Source organism: Sporosarcina sp. P29 (assembly GCF_002743265.1).
Classification (GTDB): domain Bacteria; phylum Bacillota; class Bacilli; order Bacillales_A; family Planococcaceae; genus Sporosarcina.
The window spans coordinates 144,100-167,945 of sequence record NZ_PDYX01000007.1; the positions used below are offsets into that span (position 1 = coordinate 144,100).

General features: G+C 41.4%; 26 protein-coding genes and 1 riboswitch. Of the genes, 25 read left to right on the forward strand and 1 reads right to left on the reverse strand.

Annotation, left to right across the window (positions count from 1 at the left end; all coding sequences use genetic code 11):
* Positions 1-9: 9 nt before the first annotated feature.
* The 24 genes from eutL (at position 10) to CSV68_RS08615 (ending at position 20,849) form a co-directional block, all read left to right on the forward strand.
* The gene (gene eutL, locus CSV68_RS08505; protein ID WP_099633630.1) at positions 10-654 is read left to right on the forward strand and encodes an ethanolamine utilization microcompartment protein EutL; all 645 of its coding nucleotides are present in this window, start codon (positions 10-12) and stop codon (positions 652-654) included.
* Positions 655-727: 73 nt separating this feature from the next.
* Positions 728-2,197, forward strand: a complete 1,470-nt coding sequence (locus CSV68_RS08510) for an aldehyde dehydrogenase family protein (protein WP_233190407.1) — start codon at positions 728-730, stop codon at positions 2,195-2,197.
* A gap of 23 nt (positions 2,198-2,220) precedes the next feature.
* Positions 2,221-2,505, forward strand: coding sequence for a BMC domain-containing protein (locus CSV68_RS08515; RefSeq protein ID WP_085132129.1), 285 nt, complete (start codon positions 2,221-2,223; stop codon positions 2,503-2,505).
* 33 nt (positions 2,506-2,538) lie between these two features.
* Entirely contained in the window at positions 2,539-3,423 is an 885-nt protein-coding gene (gene pduL, locus CSV68_RS08520) for a phosphate propanoyltransferase (RefSeq protein ID WP_099661895.1), read from the forward strand.
* Between the two features lie 16 nt (positions 3,424-3,439).
* Entirely contained in the window at positions 3,440-3,745 is a 306-nt protein-coding gene (locus tag CSV68_RS08525) for a EutN/CcmL family microcompartment protein (protein ID WP_085427580.1), read from the forward strand.
* A complete protein-coding gene (locus CSV68_RS08530; RefSeq protein ID WP_099633627.1) occupies positions 3,720-4,061 on the forward strand; it encodes a BMC domain-containing protein in 342 nt (113 codons plus the stop codon). The genes CSV68_RS08525 and CSV68_RS08530 overlap by 26 nt, the downstream gene beginning before the upstream one ends.
* Positions 4,062-4,116: 55 nt before the next feature.
* On the forward strand, positions 4,117-5,067 hold the full coding sequence (gene mdh, locus CSV68_RS08535) for a malate dehydrogenase (RefSeq protein ID WP_099633626.1): 951 nt from the start codon (positions 4,117-4,119) through the stop codon (positions 5,065-5,067).
* Between the two features lie 376 nt (positions 5,068-5,443).
* Entirely contained in the window at positions 5,444-5,614 is a 171-nt protein-coding gene (locus CSV68_RS17155; RefSeq protein WP_158232187.1) for a hypothetical protein, read from the forward strand.
* Between the two features lie 167 nt (positions 5,615-5,781).
* Positions 5,782-5,958: riboswitch (cobalamin riboswitch) on the forward strand.
* 173 nt (positions 5,959-6,131) lie between these two features.
* Positions 6,132-7,406, forward strand: a complete 1,275-nt coding sequence (locus CSV68_RS08540) for a hypothetical protein (protein WP_099633625.1) — start codon at positions 6,132-6,134, stop codon at positions 7,404-7,406.
* Positions 7,407-7,481: 75 nt separating this feature from the next.
* Positions 7,482-8,597 (forward strand): CdaR family transcriptional regulator, encoded by a 1,116-nt coding sequence (locus tag CSV68_RS08545; protein WP_158233004.1) that lies wholly within the window; start codon positions 7,482-7,484, stop codon positions 8,595-8,597.
* A 137-nt stretch (positions 8,598-8,734) separates the two neighbouring features.
* Positions 8,735-9,856, forward strand: a complete 1,122-nt coding sequence (locus CSV68_RS08550) for a YibE/F family protein (protein ID WP_099661896.1) — start codon at positions 8,735-8,737, stop codon at positions 9,854-9,856.
* Positions 9,853-10,641, forward strand: coding sequence for a YibE/F family protein (locus CSV68_RS08555; RefSeq protein ID WP_099633622.1), 789 nt, complete (start codon positions 9,853-9,855; stop codon positions 10,639-10,641). Before CSV68_RS08550 ends, CSV68_RS08555 begins: the two co-directional genes overlap by 4 nt.
* 249 nt (positions 10,642-10,890) lie before the next feature.
* The gene (locus CSV68_RS08560) at positions 10,891-11,925 is read left to right on the forward strand and encodes a DctP family TRAP transporter solute-binding subunit (RefSeq protein WP_099661897.1); all 1,035 of its coding nucleotides are present in this window, start codon (positions 10,891-10,893) and stop codon (positions 11,923-11,925) included.
* Between the two features lie 18 nt (positions 11,926-11,943).
* Entirely contained in the window at positions 11,944-12,429 is a 486-nt protein-coding gene (locus CSV68_RS08565; RefSeq protein WP_099633620.1) for a TRAP transporter small permease, read from the forward strand.
* Positions 12,426-13,748 (forward strand): TRAP transporter large permease, encoded by a 1,323-nt coding sequence (locus CSV68_RS08570; RefSeq protein WP_099661898.1) that lies wholly within the window; start codon positions 12,426-12,428, stop codon positions 13,746-13,748. Before CSV68_RS08565 ends, CSV68_RS08570 begins: the two co-directional genes overlap by 4 nt.
* 17 nt (positions 13,749-13,765) lie before the next feature.
* Positions 13,766-14,467, forward strand: a complete 702-nt coding sequence (locus CSV68_RS08575) for an SDR family NAD(P)-dependent oxidoreductase (protein WP_099661899.1) — start codon at positions 13,766-13,768, stop codon at positions 14,465-14,467.
* On the forward strand, positions 14,451-14,927 hold the full coding sequence (locus CSV68_RS08580; RefSeq protein ID WP_099633617.1) for a PPC domain-containing DNA-binding protein: 477 nt from the start codon (positions 14,451-14,453) through the stop codon (positions 14,925-14,927). The genes CSV68_RS08575 and CSV68_RS08580 overlap by 17 nt, the downstream gene beginning before the upstream one ends.
* On the forward strand, positions 14,924-16,411 hold the full coding sequence (locus CSV68_RS08585; protein ID WP_483315674.1) for a class I adenylate-forming enzyme family protein: 1,488 nt from the start codon (positions 14,924-14,926) through the stop codon (positions 16,409-16,411). The genes CSV68_RS08580 and CSV68_RS08585 overlap by 4 nt, the downstream gene beginning before the upstream one ends.
* Positions 16,408-17,541: a thiolase domain-containing protein gene (locus CSV68_RS08590; RefSeq protein ID WP_099633615.1), complete on the forward strand. Its 1,134-nt coding sequence runs from the start codon at positions 16,408-16,410 to the stop codon at positions 17,539-17,541. Before CSV68_RS08585 ends, CSV68_RS08590 begins: the two co-directional genes overlap by 4 nt.
* A 4-nt stretch (positions 17,542-17,545) precedes the next feature.
* Positions 17,546-17,851: a Zn-ribbon domain-containing OB-fold protein gene (locus CSV68_RS08595; protein ID WP_099661901.1), complete on the forward strand. Its 306-nt coding sequence runs from the start codon at positions 17,546-17,548 to the stop codon at positions 17,849-17,851.
* A 203-nt stretch (positions 17,852-18,054) separates the two neighbouring features.
* Positions 18,055-19,014 (forward strand): bile acid:sodium symporter family protein, encoded by a 960-nt coding sequence (locus CSV68_RS08600; protein ID WP_099661902.1) that lies wholly within the window; start codon positions 18,055-18,057, stop codon positions 19,012-19,014.
* A gap of 201 nt (positions 19,015-19,215) precedes the next feature.
* Positions 19,216-19,824 carry a Type 1 glutamine amidotransferase-like domain-containing protein gene (locus tag CSV68_RS08605; protein WP_233192892.1) on the forward strand — a complete coding sequence of 203 codons (609 nt, stop codon included), beginning with the start codon at positions 19,216-19,218 and terminating at the stop codon, positions 19,822-19,824.
* Between the two features lie 108 nt (positions 19,825-19,932).
* The gene (locus tag CSV68_RS08610) at positions 19,933-20,139 is read left to right on the forward strand and encodes a hypothetical protein (protein ID WP_099661903.1); all 207 of its coding nucleotides are present in this window, start codon (positions 19,933-19,935) and stop codon (positions 20,137-20,139) included.
* Between the two features lie 191 nt (positions 20,140-20,330).
* Positions 20,331-20,849 carry a hypothetical protein gene (locus tag CSV68_RS08615; protein WP_099661904.1) on the forward strand — a complete coding sequence of 173 codons (519 nt, stop codon included), beginning with the start codon at positions 20,331-20,333 and terminating at the stop codon, positions 20,847-20,849.
* A 731-nt stretch (positions 20,850-21,580) separates the two neighbouring features.
* Here CSV68_RS08615 and CSV68_RS08625 read toward each other — a convergent pair.
* Positions 21,581-22,012: a hypothetical protein gene (locus tag CSV68_RS08625; protein WP_099635662.1), complete on the reverse strand. Its 432-nt coding sequence runs from the start codon at positions 22,010-22,012 to the stop codon at positions 21,581-21,583.
* Between the two features lie 75 nt (positions 22,013-22,087).
* Between CSV68_RS08625 and CSV68_RS08630 the strand changes: the two genes are divergently transcribed.
* Complete coding sequence (locus tag CSV68_RS08630) at positions 22,088-23,221, forward strand: hypothetical protein (RefSeq protein WP_099635661.1); 1,134 nt, start codon at positions 22,088-22,090, stop codon at positions 23,219-23,221.
* Positions 23,222-23,846 lie beyond the last annotated feature (625 nt).

Genomic DNA, 23,846 nt, shown 5'->3' on the forward strand with positions numbered 1-23,846 from the left:
GGAGGACGAATGAAAATCCACGCGGACATCTTGTCAATGCAAGTCATTCCAAACGTTAGTCCAGAGCTGGCTGAGAAGTTTGAACTGAAGCCCTATCAACGCAGTCTTGGATTGATGACAACGACAATTGATGACATTGGTTATACAGCAATTGATGCAGCTACGAAGCATAGCGACGTGGAAGTAGTCTACGCGAAAAGTTTTTACGCAGGTGCTGCACATTCTTCCGGACCGCTGTCTGGTGAGTTTATCGGAATCATTGCTGGACCGTCACCGGAAGAAGTGAAAAGTGGTCTTGATTCGATTCGTATCACTATAGAGCACGAAGCGTATTTCGAAGCAATTAATGGAAACCCGGATCATGCGTTATTTGCGCATACCATTTCTAGCTGTGGTAGTTACTTGGCTGACATGGCTAACATACCGGTCGGCCAATCGATTGCATACTTGATTGCACCACCTCTTGAAGCGATTATCGGTTTGGATGCGGCCTTAAAAGCTGCGGATGTCACGTTATGCGAACTCTATGCGCCTCCTTCTGAAACAAACTTCGGTGGCGGTCTGCTCACAGGCAGTCAATCTTCTTGTGAAGCAGCAGCTGACGCGTTTCGCGAAGCCGTACAGAACATGGCGGATCATCCGTTAAGTTATTGATAGAGAAGCATGTAGGAAGGAGTGTTTTGATTTGGTTCAATTAGTGGATAATGATTTATTGGCCTTGCAGCAAATGCGCTTGGCTGTTCAAACTGCAAAAGAAGCACAAGAGAAGTTCATGGGCTATACCCAGCAACAAGTCGATAAGATTGTTAAAGCTGTAGCGGATGCTGCTTTTGAACAATCCGGTCGTCTAGCGCAATTAGCGGTAGATGAAACAGGTATGGGAGTAGCAGCTCATAAGAAAGTAAAGAATGAAGTCGGTTCACGTGATGTGTATGAAAGCATCAAAGATTTGAAAACAGTTGGTGTCATCAAAGAAGATCATTTGAATAAAGTCGTGGAAATCGCTGCCCCATTCGGTGTAGTTGCGGCAATTATTCCAACAACTAACCCGACGTCAACAGCGTTCTTCAAAACATTGATTTCACTGAAGACACGAAATTCCATTGTTGTGAGTCCTCATCCGTATGCAGTGGAATGTACACATGAAGCATTGAAAGTGTGTGATGCAGCGGCTGTTGCAGCAGGTGCACCAGAAGGATTAATCCAGTGCCTAACGTTGGCTTCGATGGAGGCAACACAGCAATTGATGTCACATAAAGACGTTAATCTCATCATCGCAACAGGTGGTAGTGCACTAGTCAAAGCGGCATATAGCTCTGGGAAACCAGCGTATGGTGTAGGTCCTGGTAATGTTCCGGTCTATATTGAGCGTTCTGCGAAGGTCCAAAAAGCAGTAAAAGATATTGTCGACAGTAAATCATTTGACTATGGTACGATTTGCGCGACGGAGCAAGCGATTGTTGTCGATAAGCATATCGCGGATCTCGTTACGAGCGAATTGAAAAAAAATGGTGCGTATATTTTGTCTGATGAAGAGAAAAAGATCATGGAAGGAGTTATCTCACCGGTACCCGGTAAGGTGAATCCGAAAGTGGTTGGCAAGAGCCCACAGTTCATTGCCAAAATGGCAGGTATTTCATTACCGGAAGGCACGCGCCTGATAGTTGGGATGGAAACAAAAGTCGGCAAAGATGTACCATTTTCATTGGAGAAATTATCACCAATTTTCGCTATGTATATCGTTGATGGTGTGAAGCATTCGAAAGAAGTGTGTCTCGACTTGCTGAACCTAGGTGGACGTGGACACAGTTTGGCACTACACACCGAAATCGATGCAGTTGCACGAGAATTCGCGATGGAAATGCCTGTATCACGTATTTTGGTCAATACAATGGCTTCCATTGGTGCAGTGGGTGGAACTACAGGCTTAATGCCATCGTTCACATTAGGATGCGGAACTTTCGGTGGCAATATTACATCCGACAATGTCACGGCTAAACATTTGCTGAACATTAAGCGGATGGCATACGGTACGAAGGAAGTACAGTTACCGAAGCACTCTGAGCCGGTAGAGAGCTCTAATGATCAACTTGTATCCAGTGTCATGAACAATGTATCAGCCTCAACAAACAGCAACATCGATCCGGTATTAGTACAGAACTTAGTCAGTGAAATTGTTAAGCAACTTTCAAAATAAAACATTATTAGGAGGAAACAATTATGAACAGAGAAGGTACAGCATTAGGAATGGTAGAAACTAAAGGGTTAATCGGTGCAATCGAGGCAGCAGACGCAATGGTGAAAGCGGCAAGCGTAAACTTAGTAGGTAAAGTACATGTTGGCGGCGGAATTGTAACAGTTATGGTACGTGGCGATGTAGGCGCAGTAAAAGCAGCAACAGACGCAGGAGCGGCTTCTGCACAACGTGTGGGCGAATTGCTTTCAGTTCACGTAATCCCAAGACCACATAATGAATTAGAAATGATGTTACCAAAAAGCGAATAATCACTGCTGACACAGTAGAAAGGCGTGAACTAAATGAATCAGCAATTGATTGAGCAGATTGTCGGAGAAATTCTTGGGCAGCTGGGGAAAAGTCCCGTTCAATTGCCGGAACGAGCGGTTCCCATTGCGGTTTCCGCCCGTCACGTACATTTACAGCCTGAACATGTGGAAGTATTGTTTGGTGCAGGGTATGAATTGACACAGCGGTCCGAGCTTTCACAGCCGGGCCAATTCGCCGCCAATGAAACGGTGATGATTGCAGGACCTAAAAGCAGTATTGAACGTGTACGTATTTTAGGACCTGTCCGAAAAGCGACTCAAGTCGAGGTCAGCTTTACGGATGCCATGAAGCTCGGCGTCAAGCCCCCACTTCGGGAATCCGGTAATATTGAAGGATCTGCACCCATCACCTTAATTGGACCAAAAGGTAGTGTGCATATAAACCAAGGTCTGATTATTGCACAAGCGCATATCCATATGGCACCTACAGATGCTACGCGTTTTGGCGTGGAGGACGGGGAATATGTCACGGTGGAAGCGGACGGAGTGCGATCCATTTCATTCCGCAATGTACGTATTCGGGTGAATGAGCGATATCGTCTTGAAATGCATATCGATACTGATGAAGCGAATGCAGGTTTCATTACACAGGGATCGATCGGTCGTCTCGTGAAGTCGAATGATGCGAAAGAAACGAAACCTATGCAAGCAGAGACGGAAACGAAAATAGAAAAAGTGAAGACATCTCAGACAGTAAGTGTTCCGAATGCATTAGAATTTACTAAAAAGCTTTTGTCGGCAGAAGACGTAGCAGTGATTTCAGAAAAAGAGATCGTCATCAATAAAGGTACAATTGTTACGGCATTAGCAAGAGATACAGCACGAGAGCTCGGTAAAACGATAACGAGTAGAAAGTAGAAAAAGGTGATTACGCATGCGAATGGGTAGAGTGATTGGTAATGTATGGGCAACCCGTAAAGAGGATGGATTATCAGGACTTAAGTTGTTAATCATCCAGCCGATTGACGCGCACGGCAATAGTATACAGTCGCATATGGTCGCGGCGGATCGTATTGGAGCAGGGGTTGGTGACGAGGTACTCATTACGAGTGGCGGTTCTTCACGCTTTATTTTACCGAAAGAAAACCCGATCCCAATCGACGCGGTCATTATTGGTATTATCGATTCAACAGAAGTAAAGAGAGGTGATATACATGAGTCAAGCGATCGGAATGATTGAGACAAAAGGATTAATCGGGTCGATTGAAGCGGCGGATGCAATGGTGAAGGCATCTAATGTGGAGTTAGTATCACAAGAGATGGTGGATGGCGGAATCGTCACGGTCATCGTCCAAGGCGACGTCGGTGCGGTTCAGGCAGCTGTTGATGCAGGTCGCGACGCAGCAGCGCGTGTAGGTGAATTGCTAGGTGCGCATGTGATACCGCGTCCTGATGATTCAGTATACGGCATGGTGAAACCCCTAGCGCCGACTATTCCAGAAATTCCACAAATAAAGAAATCTACAGAAGCTAAGAAGGCACCGAAGAAAGACTGACGGATGCTTATTAGCATACTTTTCATAATGAAATCTATAGAAAGGAGTGGTTTCCATGGCTTTCAAACGACATAAAATCGCAGTCATCGGAGCTGGTCACACAGGGGCGACTGCCGCATTGATGGCGGCTCAGAAGGAATTAGGCGACATCGTCTTAGTTGATATCCCTGACCTCTCCAATCCGACAAAAGGTAAAGCACTGGATCTTCTTCAGACAAGTCCTGTGCAGCAGTTCAACTCCCGTATTACAGGTACTTCAAATTATGAGGATATTGAAGGTGCTGCAATGGTTATCATTACTGCAGGCATCGCGCGTAAACCAGGCATGAGTCGTGATGATTTAGTTGCGACCAATGCAAAGATTATGCGTTCTGTTTCTGAACAAGTGAAACGCTATGCTCCAGACAGTATCGTGCTAATTTTAAGTAACCCAGTAGATGCGATGACGTATGTTTGCTATAAGACAACTGGCTTTCCTAAAAATCGTGTAATCGGACAATCAGGTGTGCTCGATACTGCACGATTTAATACGTTCATCTCAGAAGAATTGAATATTTCTGTGGAAGATATTTCCGGCTTTGTTCTTGGTGGGCACGGTGATGATATGGTTCCACTTGTGCGTTATTCGTATGCTGGTGGCATTCCGTTGGATAAAATCATTTCGAATGAACGACTAGAAGCAATTGTGGAGCGTACTCGAAAGGGTGGCGGGGAGATCGTCTCTTTGCTAGGTAATGGTAGTGCGTATTATGCACCTGCTGCCGCTTTGGTGGAGATGGCTGAAGCAATTATCAAAGATAAAAAGCGGATTATGCCATCTATCGCTTATTTAGAAGGCGAATATGGATATCAAGATATCTACTTAGGTGTACCTACTGTTCTTGGCGGCAATGGTATTGAGAGTGTGATCGAACTCCCATTAACAGAAGACGAACAAAAAGCGCTTGATCATTCAGCTGACTCTGTCAAAGCAGTCATCGAAATTTGTGAAAAACAAATGTCGTAATAACTACTGATCTCTCTAAGTCGTAAAGTGGACTTAGGGAGATATTTTTGTATATAAAGAAGTTTTTTAGGCGCATTTCAGTCGATGAATGATAGGGAAGTCATAGGTTGATTTTAAAAACTAACAAAAGTTAATAGGAAATCATCGCTTATTTATTTACAATTATTTATTTACGTGATACAATAAACAGAATTAACTGAATAATAGAGTGTGCCTTATTATACTAGCTCGGAAATATATATAGAATTTTTTTCTTTCGCTCTCTAAATGTAAGCGCTGTCAATTAGCCTTTTATTAATAGAAGCTTAGAAAATGTTCTTTAATTCCCCGACATGGCATATACTATGAAAAATACAAAATCCAGGAGGTAATTATTATGAATAACAACACCTATCAAAGCAATTCATCATTACCAGAGCAAAACGAGACGTTCTATTTGATCACAGGCTACTCGGAGAATGGTTTCATCCACGGGATCACATGGGAAGAAGCATATGTTCAAGGATTGGCGGAGTGTGGCTGTTTATGCGAACAACAACTAATGTAAATAATGACGAAAGCTCGATACAGGGTGCCTAGCAAAAAAACGATTGTGGATGTACGCACAGTAGTTTTCTGCATAGGCACCCTGTTTAGTTATGTCTTCGTTCTCATTGAAAACAAACGCTACCACTCTCTATGTTATCCATGATAAAATGAAGTCAATCAAATAAATGAGTTTGCACGATGCGCTGGTACCTATCAAGGTATAAAAGGGAATCCGTAAACCGGAGCTGTCCCCGCAACTGTACACACGGACGACCGCTAGAATTAGCCACTATGGAGACATGGGAAGGCACTGGCGGAAGGATGAAGTGAAGCCAGGAGACCTGCCACGTATCGTCAAAGCGACACTTTCTTCGGGGGTTGAGGAGTGGAAGCAAAAAAGGTATCTGCATCTATGCATTTTTGTATGGAGTCTATTCAAGTTGCCTGAATTTGTTTCCTCATTCACAACTATTGCAATCATCTTGCCGAAGAGGCGGAATGATTGTTTTTTGTTGTTTACGAAAGGAGACTACGACATGAGAGTATTTGAACAGACAAAGGAACGAATACATGAACATGCGCTACTGCAGGTATTGTATAAACAGGCAGAACAACGGCGTGGTAGACCCGTGTATTCAGGATTTCATCAAGTGGTACGGAAGCTGTTACAAGACGGATTATACGGTCAATGGATCAATAACTATTCGGCAAGTGAAATTAAATGGCTCGGCTTACAGATCGTAGCTGAACGCGACCGATTGATACCTTCTGCACAATTGCAGCAATATATGAATGAATTTGTAACATCCGATCATTATAACCAGCGGATAGGACTGCCGCAGGAACGGCTGATGCTCATTGCAATGGCTGCGATGCAAAATGAAACCGTCCGTCGCTTGCAGAAAGTACAGGAAGCATATTGGATACTGAGCCATGGCTATGTGACTTTACCAGCAGAAATTATGTCGTTCTTTGGTAAGACGTTTTATCAGCGAAAGACGAGAGTACAGCAATATACTATGGATATTGCTGACAATAGAATTGAATCATTTTTATTAAGTAAGGTAAAAGAAAAGCATATACGTATACCTGACTATTTTATGGAACAAGTAAAAGCGTGCGGCTCTTGGCGTTTATTTGATGCTGAACAAGTAGAACGCAGTCTGGGATGTTCCCTTGGAGACTTTAACAGTGAAAGGTATTCTCAAACCATCGGCAGCTCCTCTATTACTCATAAAAAAGTCTCAGCCATTGGTTTGATGAAACGGCTGCTTGGAAGTGAAGGAATTGTAGTACATTTTCCCGATAAAGAGCGACAGGAAAAAGCAGTGTTATACTCGTATATTCAATTACCGTACGTAATGCAGGAAACAGAGTTGGCACGTACTTGTACCATACTTGTACGTTTACTAAACGGCATTGAAAGTATATGGGGACATACTATAAAAATTGAAGTGGCAGGCTGGGAAGCCGCTATAGCCGACCAGCAAATTGGTTTACATTCAGAGAAGGCCATTCTGTTTATTGAAGAAGTAGCTGCAGAAATTAATCGGTACTTGGAGAACGCATCTAGTCAAAGTGGAATGCAAATACCTTTGCGCAAAGCGGCTTCGGTTATGCATCGTTCGATAAATCAGGCGACAAAACAACAACAAAACGCGATGATTGACCGAATAACTGCAGAACAGCGCCATACCGATCAAGGCGGATCTGTCACGCTAGAGAAGTCTACAACCATTGAAACAGCAGAACTATTGCAGCTGCTCATAAAGGCATGGAGCAGTGGAATTCCGGAAGTCCGACTTAGCTGAATCTCCTCTATTGTAGTGGAAACTGAAGTGGCGTAAACTAAGTATTACTAGCAGTTTCCATCCGAGGTGAGACAGGTGTTTCAATTTGATACATTAGGACATGAAATAGTAACGGAATTATCGAAGCTGATACAGCAACAAGTGATTTTAACGGATCGAAGGGGCTTCATTCAAGCGAGTACAGAACCGGATCGAATCAATCAATTCCATGAAGGTGCACTGTTAAGTACGCGCCAGAAAACGATGCTCCGTATGGGAGACGAAGAAGTAGAGCGTCTGCAAGGTGTCCGTAGGGGAATTGTCTTGCCAATCATTATTGAAGAAGAACCGATTGCCGTACTTGGCGTGACGGGTGATCCAGACGTGATTCATCCGCAGGCTCAACTGATCTTACGCGTAGCGGAACTGTTCATTCAAGATTCACTGAAACGAAAGCAGAAGGATGAAAAAGTACGTGATGTAGAGTTCTTCGTCTTTGACTGGCTGACAGGATCAAAGAAAGATGAACGGTTTATGGAACGAGGGACGCTGCTCGGAATCGACGTGACACTTTACAGTCAAGTGGTGGTTTTGGAAGTGTTAGATTTATTGGAACAGTTCTCCGTTGAGGAAATAGAGACGTTCGCATCGATTCAAAACATCCATCCTTCCATGAAGATGATCCGCTGGGCGCAAAATAAAATCTTGCTATTATTACCTGAAATGAATCAGGAAACAGTGAAAAACGAGTTAGAGTTTCTATTGCTTCATATAAAACGGCGCAAGAAAGTACAAGTCGTCGCAGGTATAGGTGCATCAGCGCGCTATTTCGACTTAGCTAAATCATTCGCGCAGGCAGAACGTGCGGTCAATGCTGCGAAGGAATCTGGGGATATTGTCTTTGAGCATGAACTGCGTCTTGAAATTATTTTGCAAAGTATTCCGGACACGGTTAAGCAGGAATTCCTTAAGCGCACAGTTGCGCCACTAGAAGATCATAAAGACTTGCTGAATAATTTGACGGTATGGTTCGAAGAGAATCAGTCGATGCAAAATACCGCGCAACGTCTGCATATCCATAAAAATACATTGTCTTACCGCCTGCAAAAGGTCGAGCAGTTAACCGGATTATCTGTTTCCAATACGCATGACGTTTTTTTGCTATACTTGTCATTGCGTTTAATGGAAGAGCCGTCGTTTAGCCAGGAATAAGTGATCAATTGCTTCGTTTCCTAGTGTGGAAACGGAGCTTTTCTCATTGGATGTGGAGACAGGTTTTTTTCAATTCCAGGTCTAATTCATGGTAGGATTAAGCTGTGTCTTATCCTAAGAGTGTCAGGAGGATTGTTTTGAATAGAATCCGAAAAATCACAACATGGCAATGGATCCTGTTTTTGACCTTAGCAATTTGCTGTATTGGTTCCATTGCATTTGTAAATCAAAATCATTCATTTTATGATCGGCCGATCGCTCAGGTGATCGATACAACAATAGAGGAAGAAACCGACGTAACAGATATGCATGGTAATGAAGATAAGCTATTTGTCCAGAAAATCGTAGCTAAGATCATGAACGGAGAAGAAAAAGGTCGAGAAGTCCAGTTGGTCAATGAGTATTCCTCTTCCGGAGCATACGATCAGCAGTACCGTATAGGAAATGAGGTATTTGTCTCCATTGATTCTAATGCTGGTGAACAATTGATGGGAAGTGTCACTGACGTAAAACGTGATAAGTACGTATTGATCGTTGCGTGGATCTTCGTCTTTACACTATTAATTGTCGGTCATAAGCAAGGGCTATTAGCTATAGTAGGCTTTGTGATTAACGTCATGGTACTATCATTCGCTTTAGATATTTATGTGAAATATTATGAGGTCAGTTTACTTGTAGTTTGCGGAATCTGCATCCTGCTATTCACAACGATTTCGCTTCTGCTAGTTAGCGGCCGCACTGAAAAAACCTATGCCGCCATTGTGGCTACGCTAGTCGCAACAGTCGTATCTCTTTCCATCACATCTCTTGTCATCTGGATTACTTCAGGGAATGGTTTGCGTTATGAGGAAATGCAGTTTTTGACGCGTCCTTATCACACCATCTTCATGGCAGGGTTGTTTATTGGATCGCTCGGGGCCATTATGGATGTGGCTATTACGATGTCGTCTTCGATGTTTGCATTATATGAAAGAGATCACACTATATCCGTTAAAGCGCTAAGAGCATCTGGCATAGACATTGGTAAAGACATTATGGGTACCATTACAAGCATTCTGTTTTTCGCATATATAAGTGGATCTATTCCCATGCTGATCCTCTATTTGAAAAACGCTTCTCCTGTAGGATTTGCACTTTCGATGAATCTATCATTGGAATTAGCGCGCGCTTTAGCTGGTGGGATTGGAATCGTCTTGACTATCCCCATAGGACTCTATACAGCCATCTTCTTCATTGAACGAAAGAGGGCGAGAATATGAATGTACTCGTATGGCTTGCGGTTATTTTACTCGTATTGATGATCTGGGTTGGTGGGAAAAGTGGAGCAAGATCATTCATTTCGCTGTTTTTCAATTTTGGTGTGGTCTTCTTCACGATGTTTTTTATGTTGGATCCAAACGCTAATCCTATCTTAATAACATTTATTGCTTGTATCGTGATTGGTTGCGTCAGCTTGTTTTATATTAATGAAGTGAACAGTAAAACGGTAATAGCATTTATCGCAACGATGATTACCATTAGTATATTATTGTTTTTCATTGTAGTAGTATCCCAAAAGCTTATGATACAAGGATTTGGCGAAGAAGAAGAAGAGGCAATCGCGGGTATGTCTCTCTATATCGGTGTAGACTTCATAAAAATAGGTGCTTCTGTCATTATAATGAGTACCATTGGCGCGATCATGGACGTCGCTATATCAATCGCTACGACCATGCATGAAGTATTTAAGCATACACCTAGCTTAAGCAAGAAAGAATTGTTCAAGTCAGGTGTCAGCATTGGCCGAGATATTTTAGGAACCGATACGAATACCTTATTCTTCGCTTTCTTTGGGGGATATTTGGCATTGCTCATTTGGTTCAAGGATTTGCACTATTCCATTGGGGATATCGTCAATTCAAAGATATTCAGTTCGGAAATGATCTTAATACTTTGCGCGGGACTTGGCATAGCGCTAGTGATACCAATTGCATCTTGGATCAATGCGTATTACTTAGTGAGAGCTAGGGAAAAGTTCAATAAAATACAAAAAGAGGAGCAATAAATTGCTCCTCTTTTTCGCGTTCTAATGATTTTAGTATAATAGAAGGTGACAAAAAGAAGCTTTACTATAGAAACTAGACATTGACACAAAAAATAGAAGTGTTTTCCTATATATCATTGTGCTAAAGTCTATATGAATTAAACTGTCAGACTATTAGAATTATATACACTAACAAAATGTTTTGAATAGATACTCTTTTTTAACAGTAAGTATCTAGATGACTTTTGAAAAAACTGGGGGGAACATCAAATGAAAATGAAGAAAAAGAGTGTGTTAAGCGCAATTGGTTTATCTGCCATGCTGATGTTGGCAGCTTGCTCGTCAGACAAAGAAGAAACAACGGACGGGGCGGGAGAGTCAGAAGGGAAATCCTATGATCTGAAAATGTCTGTCACGGTTAATGATTCGTCTACTTGGTTTCAGGCTGCAGACAAGTTAGCGCAGGACTTGAAAGAACAAACGGATGGTCGTATTAATATTGAAGTGTTTCCGAATGAACAATTATCAAATGGCGATCAAGGAAAAGGTGTAGAGCTTCTGACAAAAGGGCAGACCGACTTGAGCCTTCACTCTACTATTATTTACTCGATTTTAGATGATCGCTTTGGTGTAGCGAGTGCGCCATTCCTATTTAAAGATAAAGACGGAGTAGACAAAGTATTTGATGGAGCAGGTGGAGAAGCACTCGCAGAAATCCTTAATGAAAAGAACGTAGAATTACTTGGATTCGGCGAGAATGGTTTCCGTCAGATCACAAACAGTAAAAAGGAAATCAAGTCACCTGCAGATATGAAAGGCCTGAAAATACGTATTCCTGGAATTACGATGTATACAGACTTGTACCGTGCACTAGGTGCAGATCCAACGACAATGGCGTTCTCTGAAGTCTTTACATCTCTACAGCAAGGTACGATTGACGGTCAAGAAAATCCGATCGATGTGATTCATTCATCTAAGTTGAATGAAGTCCAAGACTACTTAACGACGTGGAACTATTCCTATGATCCACTCGTATTGGGCATCAATAAGAAGTTGTTTGATTCGATGAGTGAAGAAGACCAAGAGCTTGTGAAGAAGCTAGGTAAAGAAGCGGCTGAGTATCAAGTAGAAATGGCACGTGAAAAGGAAGAGAAACAAATCGCTGAGTTGAAAGATGCGGGTATGCAGTTCTACGCACCAACAGACGAAGAATTAGCAGAGTTCACAGAAGCGGTACAACCGGTTTATGAAAAGTATGAAGATATCTGGGGCAAGGATCTATTAGACAAGTTCCAAGACCAATAAGAACTGGAGGGTGGATGTATGGGAAAGATATTCAATAGGGTAGAAGAATGGATTGTCGTAATTGTACTGTCCATCATGTCCACCATTGCATTCGTTAACGTGCTATCCAGAGGATTTGCCAATTATTCATTTTCTTTCACAGAAGAAATTACCGTTAATTTATTTGTGATGTTAACATTTGTCGGAACAGCCATTGGTGTGCGTAAGTACGCACACCTTGGCTTTACTCTGATTTATGATAAAGGCAATCTGTTGCTGAAGAATATAATTACGATTTTGGTTGGATTGATGATGATGCTATTATTTTTTATTCTTTTATATTTTGGTTTGAAGATGGTGCAGTATCAGATGGATATGGGACAGAAAACACCTTCGCTTGGTTGGCCACAATGGTGGTTCTCGATGTCGATGCCAATTGGTGCACTGTTTTGTTTAATTCGTTCCATCCAAGTAACAATTGTTGAATTTCGACAGCAAAATGGGAAGGGAGAGCAGCCAATATGACAGCAATCATTTTATTCGGCGTATTTTTTATTTTAGTCATGCTTCGAATGCCAATTGCTGTGGCTTTAGCCGTCTCTTCCATTGTGGTGCTATTTACAGGCAGTGGATTGTTTGGTTTGGAATTGGTTGCAGATATCATGTATACGAGCGTAGCGAAATTTACGTTGCTTGCGATTCCGTTCTTCATATTAGCAGGAGTCATAATGGAGCATGCGGGAATTTCAAAAAGACTAATTGATTTTGCCCAGGCGTTAGTTGGGCATCGCAAAAGCGGGATTATTTTTGTAACCGTTATGACGGCAATTTTCTTTGCAGCCATTTCAGGGTCAGGCCCTGCAACAGTTGCTGCGATTGGCGGTATTTTAATTCCGGGTATGGTGAAGAACGGTTACAAGACGGAAACTGCGGCAGGTTTGGTGGCAAGTTCTGGAGCAATCGGTATCATCATTCCACCTAGTATTGCGTTTATTGTCTTTGCTGTAGTGGCGGGTGATCAGATTCCGGTTTCAATCGGAAGGATGTTCATGGCAGGAGTCATTCCTGGATTGCTATTGGGTGTTGGATTTATTGTAGCCGCCATGTTCGTTAGGTATCGACAAGAAAAACGTGAGGGCCCGATATCACAACAGTACATAGTGGAACCTGCAACAAGTGCGGAACGTTTTAAAGCTCTCGGCAATGCAATTTGGGGCTTATTGATTCCTGTTATTATTTTAGGTGGTATTTACGGTGGATTCTTTACACCTACAGAAGCTGCAGTAGTGGCGGTATTCTATAGTCTGTTCATCGGCTTTTTCATCTATCGCGAACTGACATTGAAAAAGCTATACGACATTTTAGTAGCTGCAGGTATTCAGACGGCAGTCGTCATGTTTATCGTCAGTGCGGCGAGTGTCTATGCATACATCATCACGACCGAGCAAATTGCTACGCAGATTTCAGATGTGATGTTAAGTATTTCAGGAAATAAAATCATTATCTTATTGTTGATCAATATTATTCTATTAATTGCGGGCATGTTTATCGATGCAATTTCTGCCTACTATATTTTCATTCCGATCTTATTGCCAATTGTGCTACTGTTCGATGTTGATCCAACTGTATTCGGTGTTTTCATGACAGTCAACTTAGCCATTGGACTTTTCACTCCGCCGGTTGGCCTCAATTTATTCGTAGCCGCGGGCATATCGAATACTTCAATAGGGCAAATATCGAAAGGAGTTTTGCCTTTCGTTGTCTCCTCCGTCATTATTTTGTTACTCATTACGTATATTCCACAGATCTCTACATTTTTACCGGATTTACTAAATATCAAGTAGATTGAGGAGGGTGGCTTATGAAACTGAAAGGACAGACGGCAATCGTCACGGGGGCTGCCAATGGTATTGGTGCCCAGACGGCCCTCCTTCTTTCACAACAAGGAGCCAATGTCGTACTGGTGGATTCAGCGAGCTGTGCGGGGACGTTGCAAGCCATTCAATCATTCAGGGACAAAGCGATTTATTTAGAATGCTTGGGCGAAGTTCGTGATAAAGAATTTGTGAACGCGGCAATCGCTAGAGCATCGGATACCTTCGGGGAACTACATATATTAGTAAACAATATGTGTATATGTGGTATTCATAATGAAAATCAGTCATCTATTGATCAATGGCAACTCGAAGCAGATTTGAAGGCACAAGCAACTTCTCTATTCATTCAAGGAGTATCACCGTATATGGTGGAGCAGAAGTATGGTCGTATCATTAATATTAGTTCGATATCAAGTTGCGACAAAGAACGAACGTTTACAGCTTCTAGGCGTTCAATTAGTAAATTGACGAAGCAGACCGCTAAAGAACTTTGCGAGTATGGAATCACTTGTAATTCGATCACGCCGATAGCTATGACAAATTTTGACGAGACTAAAATTCATCAAACAGGTACAGAGGTTAGTATCGCAGAAGCCGTGCTGTACTTTGCTTCATCTGAATCTAGTTATACGACAGGACAAATACTGAAAGTGGATGGAGGGTTTTGTATTGAATCACCCAATTGAAGCGGTGTATGACGAGACAACGAATCGAATCATCGGTCGTTTGACGAAAGATACCGATCTATTTGAAGGGATTCTTGCAGTGTGTAAGCAACATCAAGTTGAAGCAGCTCACTTTCAATGTATAGGCTCTCTTGCGTTTGCGACCATTGTACAACCCCAGCAAAATCCAGATAAAAGTTTACAGTATTCCGAACGGCTTGTCACAGATACTCCCGTCGAACTGCTTTCAGGTTCAGGGTTTGTTGGCTACGATGAACAAGGACAGTTGGACATCCACTTCCACGGTCTATATGTAGACTGCAATAAACAGATGAATGGCGGTCACTTCCTTAGAGGGGAAAATCCTGTGGCGATTACAGTGGAATTCATTATATTCCCGGTCTCTACTACACATGTTCATAGAAAACCAGATGAGTATTCAGGTATTCCCTTATTTCATTTTACGAAAAGGAGTGAGTGACATTGGAGACAATTGGTCAACTGGCAATGAAATCAGCTGCAGCTTATCCGGATAAAATTGCAGTGAAAGATGAAAGACGCTCCCTTACGTTTCAAGAACTGATGCAACGAGCACTTGCGCTGACGGCATACTTTGCGAAAGTCGGACTTCGAAAAGGGGACCGCTTCGCTGTTCTATCATCTAATCGCTTGGAACATATTGAGCTTGACGTGGCGGCAGCGATATCAGGTGTCATCAAAGTGCCGTTAAACTATCGGCTTCATCCGAAAGAGCATGAATATATGCTGAACGATGCAGATGTTCTGTTGATCATTGGTGAATCCGAGTTAATTAATCCAATCGATACAGTCATCCAAGCACTGACAATCGGTGAGCAGTATGAACAAGCGATTGAACAAAACAGAGGTGCTACATGTACAACGGAGATTATGGAAGAGGATATATTTGCAATTATGTATACATCCGGTACGACAGGAAATCCAAAAGGTGTGATGCTAAGTCATCGCAATATCATTTCAGGAGCTTTGTCACTAGCGCTTGCTTGTGAGACCAATTATGACGATGTGATAGGACATGTCGCACCATTGACTCACGGCAGTAACTTTCTGTCGCATGTAGCGTGGCTGTATGGATTAACGCAAGTTGTGTTCAATAAGTTTGAGCCTGAAGAATTCGTGCATAATTTAACGAAAGAAAAGGTCACTGTTATTTTTCTTGTACCGACGATGGTTAATTTAATGATCCAGCATCCGAAATTTGATCCGAAGAATTTATCTACGATCAAGACGATTAATATGGCCGGTTCCTCAATTGCCGCAAGTAAACTCGCACAAGCACTCGCTCTGACAGGCCCGATGTTTGCACAGACATTCGGTCAAGTGGAGGCACCGATGTGCATTACGATGATGCCAAAACGCGAACTAGGTGATCATCTGGAGTCCTGTGGGCGTGTCGGACCTTTTGTCGATGTGAAGATTGTCGATGCGCAAGGAGCTGAACTGCCGGCAGGTGAAGTCGGAGAGATCGTTTGTAAAGGCTCTCTTGTCATGAAAGGTTATTGGAATAACGAGCAGGCGACAAATGAAACGTTACGTGACGGTTGGTTGCATACTGGCGATCTCGGTTGGAAAAGTGGGACGGGCTATGTGCATATCGTGGACCGCAAAAAAGACGTCATCATTTCTGGAGGTGTCAATATTTATCCGAGGGAAGTGGAAGAAGTCCTCAATAAGCATGACGGGGTAAAAGAGACATGCGTCATCGGGGTACCTGACGACAAGTGGGGCGAAAGTGTCATTGCGTATGTGGTGCCGAATGGTACTAAGCCTGTGATGAAAGAAGAATTACTTCAATTATGTCTAGACCATATGGCGAGCTTCAAAAAACCGAAAGAGATGTATATTGTGGATGAACTACCGAAAAGCTCGTACGGTAAAATCTTGAAACGGGAATTACGCAATCAGCATGTGGAGGTGCAATCTTGACGAATGTCTATATCGAAGGAATTGGCATGACGAAGTTCGGGAAGTTTGTCGACAAGTCTATGAAGCAGCTGTTAGTTGAAGCGTCGATAGAAGCACTTGAAGATGCAGGAAATCCGAAAGTTGATGCGGTGTTTGTTGGAAACTTTATGGGTGGCTCGATCGGTAATCAAGAAATTCTCGGTGCCTTAGTTGCCAATGAACTAGGACTTGGCCATATCCCGACGGCCAAAGTAGAAGGCGCTTGTGCATCAGGAGGGATTGCGCTTCGTCAAGGGATCATGGGGATTCTAAGTGGCGAATACGATACTGTCTTAATAGCAGGTGTGGAGAAAATGAAACATGCTTCGACTGCTGACGTTACACAGGCGATCAATGCCGCAATGGATAACGAATCCAATGAAAAGCAAGCAGGTCTCACATTCCCTGGATTTTTTGGCGTCCTCGCGAACCGTTACTTCTATGAAACGGATGCTACGAAAGAGCATTTGGCGATGATTGCATTGAAGAATCGTGAAAATGCTTTACATAATCCATTGGCGCAATTCCAGAAGCCGACGACGATGGAAGAGATTATGGAAGCACGTATTATTACTTCTCCACTAGGCTTATTTGATTGTTCTCCAACAACGGATGGGGCGGCGGCATTGGTCATTACGCGTGAAAAAGGTGCAATCCATATCCGTTCGTCTGCACAAAGTTCAGGGCCTACACAAATGCAAGACGCGGATGATTTACTTTCATTGCCCGCAGTACGAGAATCAGGTCGCTTAGCATATGAGAAAGCAGGCGTAGGTCCGGAAGATATCGACGTCGTGGAAATTCATGACTGTTTCTCGATGACGGAAATGCTTGCAATTGAGGAGTTAGGTTTTTTCAATAAACGAGAAGGCTGGCTAGCGGTGGAGCAAGGTCGAACGAAGGCGACTGGCGATAAACCAGTGAACACGAGTGGGGGATTATTATCACGTGGTCACCCAATCGGCGCAACCGGTGTCGCACAAATGTATCAGCTCGTCCAACAACTTCGCGGTACTGCACCAAATCAAGTAGAAAACGCCCGCCTCGCTTTGGCACAAAACTTGGGTGGAACAGGTTCATACTCCACTGTTCATATTCTGGAAAGGTTGTGAAGAGATGAAAGTCTATCAATGCGATCAGTGTGAATATGCCAGTGTCTCGAATAAATACCGTTGTCCGAGTTGTGGAACAGGCAAGCTGCAAGAGCGAGACGTGTCTTCGAAAGGTACGGTCTATAGTTACACGGATATCCATATTGCACCTGCTGAATTTGCTCATCTAGCTCCTTACACAGTGGCACTTATTCAGTTGGATGAATCCAAAGCGAAGGTTACGGTCAGAACGGATGGAAATGTTCAGATTGGCGATGTGGCGGAATTGGATTATGTAGAGGATAGGGCGTATATCTATCGGAAATGCTGAGTGGGAAGCGAGGTTTTTATGGTGAGCGCTCAAAGATTCATGATAAGCGCTCATAGTTGAGGATCGAGTGCTCTATCGAATGCTTTAACCGCTCATACACGACCTTTGACTGATCATAGTGCTTCGATAAGCGCTCATAGCGACGGTCTAACCGCTCATAGCAAAAACACGCAGACGGATTTCCTCGCAAGGAGGAGAAATAAATGAAAACCATACAAACTCTATCAAAAATCATTTCGAAGTATTTACCACTTTGGATCGTACTCTTATCCATCATCGCCTACATCATTCCGGATGCGTTCATTTCAATTCGGCAATTGACGGGCTTTGGATTAGGGACGATCTTCTTTCTGATGGGCTTGTCACTTTCATCGGAAAAGTTGCTTGAGGTCATTAAAAACCCGAAATACGCTTTACTTGGTGTCATGCTGAAATGGACGATCATGGTCGGAGTATCAATAGGAATTGCCTATATATTTTTCGGCAATCAAGCAGAGATCGCGACCGGTATTATTTTGGCAGGTACAGTACCAAGCGGAACATCCGCGAACATTTATACATTCATTGCAGGAGGAGAAGTCGCGCTCAGTATTACGATGGCGACACTTGATACATTCATCTCACCTGTGCTGACGCCGGTTTTATTGCAGACATTTGCGGGACGGTTTATACCTATTGAATTCTGGCCTTTATTTCTTAACATTATTTATATCGTGTTCTTCCCTTTGATTGGCGGTTTACTAATTCAGTGGAAGTTTCAGCGTCAAGTGGAGAAGTTCAAACCATATACCGGAGTCTTGTCTCAACTTGCACTATTTCTAGTCATCCTATCGGTCATATCCAATGCCCAGCAAGCCTTGTCTGAGAACTTGTCTGTGCTGCCGCTTGTATTCGTAGCGGTCACATTACAAGTCAGCATCCCAATGGGCGCTGGCTACTTCATCTCCAGATGGCTAGGCGTACCTGAGCGCAACGCTCGCGCAATTTTATTCCATACAGGTATTTGCAACACCGCGCTTGCCGCAACACTTGCGATGGAACACTTCGGATCACTCGCGGCCGTTCCAGCTGTTGCCAATATGGTAATGAACTTAACGATAGGTGCTTTAATGGCGAGTCTATTCGAAAACAAATTCCGTCTTGCTGCGGATGGTAACAGCTAATGAAATATAGGACTCAAGATATTTTTTCTGTAAAGCGATAAATTTTTTATCGCTTTTTATATTGGCAAATTTCTTACAATAGATATGATTTTTAAAATGGTAATGATATACTATTGGTATAAATGTGGCTAATTGAAGTGAAGTCAGTGTTCAACAAACGGGCCAGTTAACGAAACAAAGGTGTTAAGGGGGGATGATTAATTGGAAAGAAATATCCTTGCAATTTCCGGCGGAGGTTTTTCTAAAGAAGATAAAGCCTATATTGATGAGTACCTACTAAAAATCGCAAAAAGACAGGGACCATTAAAGATTGCGTTTATTCCAACCGCTAGTAATGACGCGCAAGGATACATAGATAAATTTTATGAAGCTTTCAAAACGGAACATACAAGCCACCTCACTATCAAAGACTTTGAATCACAAAACATCCAAGAAAACGTAAATTCTTTAGATATTGTATATGTAGGTGGAGGCAATACTCAAAATATGCTAGAAATTTGGAAGAGAACAGGTTTCGATGTTGTATTAAAAAATGCATATCAAAATGGCGTCATCTTAGCTGGAATAAGTGCCGGTGCAATGTGTTGGTTCGAAACTTGTTTCAGTGAAAAAAACGATCAAGAGTACGAAGAGTTTGAGGGTTTAGGATTACTGAAAGGTAGTTTGTGTCCTCATTACAATGACAAAGAGCGACGTGAAGCGTTTGATAATTGGTCAGCCAATCAAACAGGTATTAAGTTATATTCTTTAAACGACAATGAAAATTTACATTTCCGAAATGAAAAGTTAATTGCAGAAATTATTACTTAAACGTTTTCGAGTATCGCAATCGGGCGCGATTGCTGCATAAAATAATCGTGCCCATACCGCAATCGGGCCAAATTGTGAAATAGTTTGCTGTGGGAAAGGGGTTAGTTTGTGAAGAAAAAAGAGTTGAATAAAGGCGACGAAATAATTGGATTTGCGATAGCCTACATAATAATTATCATGTTTCTAGTGACAGATATATATGTTTTTATAAGTAAAGATTCAATTATTGCTAAGACACTAGCGGCAGTTTCATTTATTGGTTTTATGTTTTTAATAACACCAATTATTAAGCTAATCCCAAAGTTAAAAGGATAAGTTAGTTTTCCGTTAACGGGCGCGATTGTTATACAAGCGACTGCGTCCGTACTGCAATCGGGCACGCTTTAGAATGAATTAGAGTTTTATTATAATAGAGCCTAATTGATGGGTTAGTGAAGATGATCTGTAATGATAATTGAATATTCACGGAAATGAATTGCGTAATTAAACATAGCGAGGGAAATTTCATGTCAAATAGAAATGCAAAAGTATTCACGGTGTCATTCATTAGCTTTATGTTTCTACTTACTGGAATATTGTTCGCTGCCTGTTCGAATACTGAGGCAGGAGATCTAAATAAAGGTAGGTTTACAGTTGGCAGTATGTCCACTGATGATTTCCCTCCAGATAAGTCTTACTTCTTGGTTATGCCTATTGAATGGACCGGAAGCCAACCTGCTGTTATTGACTCTATTAAGATAGTGATTGGCGATGCAGAGATACCAGATACAGAGGGTATCTCTTACGAGTTTTACGCGGGACGTCCAAATAAAGCCATTGGAGTTTATCCCGAGAATACTATAGGTGGAAAACAAAATATTCAAGGATATGAGATCAAAGAAGAAGGACGTCTTATTCTGAAAGTGAAATTAAGTAACGTAAATAAAAATACTAACAGGCAGTTGAAAATCCATTATAGTGTAAACGGAAAAAGTAGAGAGCAAACTATATCAACGTCAACTATAGAAGGACTTTCAACTAAATAGTTCATCAAAAGGGCGCAATTCTTGTATAAGAGATCTGCACCCATTTCAGTAATAGGGCCAGATTGATTAATAAGAGGACATAAAATTAGTGTAAACATACTAGAAAAAAGAAAGGAGAAGGTGGGGTGATGTTTAAGCTACCGATTATTAGATATACATTTCTGTGTACTGTACTTTTAGTATTGTTATTTTCTAATCTTTTTACTGTAGGGACATTTTTCTTAGTTGGAGGCTCATTCGCAATCATAGAGAAATTTTTGGATTATAAAAAGTATGATAAGAAAACAGGGAAGATAATTATAGATTATGGGTGGATATTAATTTTTATTTTAACCTTATTAATTATTTATTTTAATAAAGAGCACATTATTTATTGAAAAAGAAAAAAGAACTCATTTTTTTATAAGACCTTATTAATCTAGAAAGTAACTTTACAATCGGGCGCAATTCTGGAATAAGGATCTGTGCCCTGTATTACATAATCGGGCCAAATAAAAGAAGACCCCAAAATTCTTTGAGGTCTTATTAAGTCAATCTACTTCTTTTAACATTTTTTCAATGGTGATTACTCGTGTGTTTAATTCATCCAAACGGTTTTGTAAATTTATAGTACTCCCCTTTGAGAAATATAAGACAACAAAGCCTTTGTGTACAGAACAGTGGTGTCAATTGTGTTGTGACCCAACTGATCCCTCAAATCACAAGTGTGTTTCCTATTTGAGGTGCTCTATCTATATTCCAAACTTAATTTTATCTGAGTTCTTTTCTCCGTTTGTAGAAACACCTTGAATCTTAACGTATGATTCTTCTAAAACTTTTTTCATCTTACTTTCACTAAATAACTTAGTGTTATTCAGGACGTTTCCTTCTAAACGATGATTAACTAGCTCATCCCCTACTGAATGAATCTCATCGGAAACAGGTTTCGCGAATATGATTACTGTATCTTCTATAACAAATTCTTCATTGTTCAATGAAGAAAAATCAACATCAATTGTCCAATTAGCATTTTTTTCTTTATTCAAAGAGTAATTAATTTGGTATTCTTCCCCAATAGCTACTCCTTCAAAACTCTCTTTTTTCGTAACTTTATATTGGTAAATAAGAACCAACGCCAGAATGATTGTAAAAAATATCAATAAAAGTATATTCTTTCTCCTCATTGAATCATCTCCCTAATCATAATAAAATTAATTTTAACACTATAGTGTTAATTTTCAATACTAGGAGGAGAGAAAATGTATAAATTTACTGGAGTATTTTTAGGTGCAGCACTACTATTTTCATCGACATTTTCAGGAGTGGCAAAGGCCGAACCATCAAAAGACGTGGACCCTTATTTTGAAAAAAGTATAGTCATTGGGAAGGAAGACTTGACCAACAAACAAACTAGCTTGTTTTCTAATAAAATGGGCGATTATAAGTTGGGTACGACAGATATTCTGCTACCAACAAAGAATGAAATTGCAAACGAAAAATTAGAGTTTCTTGATTCAGTAGATATTGACCTTACGATGGATGCTGAAATTCTAGAAGCTAAAAAGATTGCGATTGATAGTGGCAGTGATCTCGACTTGGTATCAGTGGTTGCAAATACCAAGTACGTAGATAGCAATGGTAAATTGTTAACCGAAAGTGATATTGAAAGAATGATTGCTGAAAAAGGCAAAGTGACATTTTTAGATGCGGGAAATTTAGGGATCGGTGAAAATCCTACTTTTGAAGAGATTAAAGAGTGGGAATTGGAAGAAGAAATTAAGGAAATAAAAAGAAACTCCGCTGAGTATTCAGCTAAAAAAGTACATGTACAAACGGGCTATAAAGTCTACAAACAGGTGACCGCATATCTTTATGTCTATGAAGAAAAGTCTGGGACAACTAAGAGGAATTATCTCCATGGCAAATACGTTTGGCCTAACAAAGGAACTGCTGGTGATGTAGTAAATACTGCTAGTGATTTTAAAGAAAATGAGATATTACTCCTTGCATGGAATCGTGGTCCAACAGGTACTTCAGGATATCGAAATGCTAGTTTAACTTACGAAGATTTATACAGTACAGCAAAGAAGACAGTCAAGCCAGCAACTCACACTGATGAAGGTACAACCTCTGCTGCATATAAATTGAACGCCCTGCCATCGATTGGTGGAAAGAGACACGTTTTACGTCAAGCAAATGTTTATGCCTATACTGGATGGTATACTCCTAGTAAGTTTGGTGATGATGGTTCAGCAACAGCTCAATACGCTCATGGAGTTGAAAACGTAGCTCTTAGTGGATTTTCCATATCATCAGGAACTACAGTAAGTGTCAGCTTCAGTGCGAAAACTAAATATGAATATGCAAAGGTTTGGGCAACGCTTCCAAGGTAATAAATAATTTAGTTCATGACAGAATATCTTAGCTGTTTATCACATACAAGGGTGCTCTATGACTGTAGACGAGCTCCAGAAGTTTTGGAGATGTCTACAGTTTTTTAACTCTAATAGCGAGTATAAAGCAAAAAGCGAAGTGTGATAAGTACCACTCCTCGTCTCCATGATATTCTATAAGGAATCTTTTTTTCTCCTGTTGGAAAGGGTTGCAGTTTTAGAAGCTCGTGTAACAGTTCTCCTTTGCTGAATATCCGTTCCTTTATCCACCTCAATAACTAAAAGCTTCTTTGTATTCATTACAATACACGCTTTCCATTGGTTCACTCTTGGAATAATCACTCCTTTGATTTGCGGTCGGAAACTTTCAATAGACACCTGTAGCGTACAGGTTATTATATTTCATTCTGGAAATGAAAGTCTATTGCTCTATCTATCCGACAACCTCCTCTCTTTTAAAGTAAAGGGGAGCGTCAGGAAAATGCGGATTTACAACGATAAGCATTTATGGGACATTGAAAGATGAAACAATTAAACAATCGGGCCAGATTAATCTACATGGGGGGCGTTATTATTGAGAAGAGGAAGTATAGGCATGGCTTTATTTACAGGTGCATTTGTATTG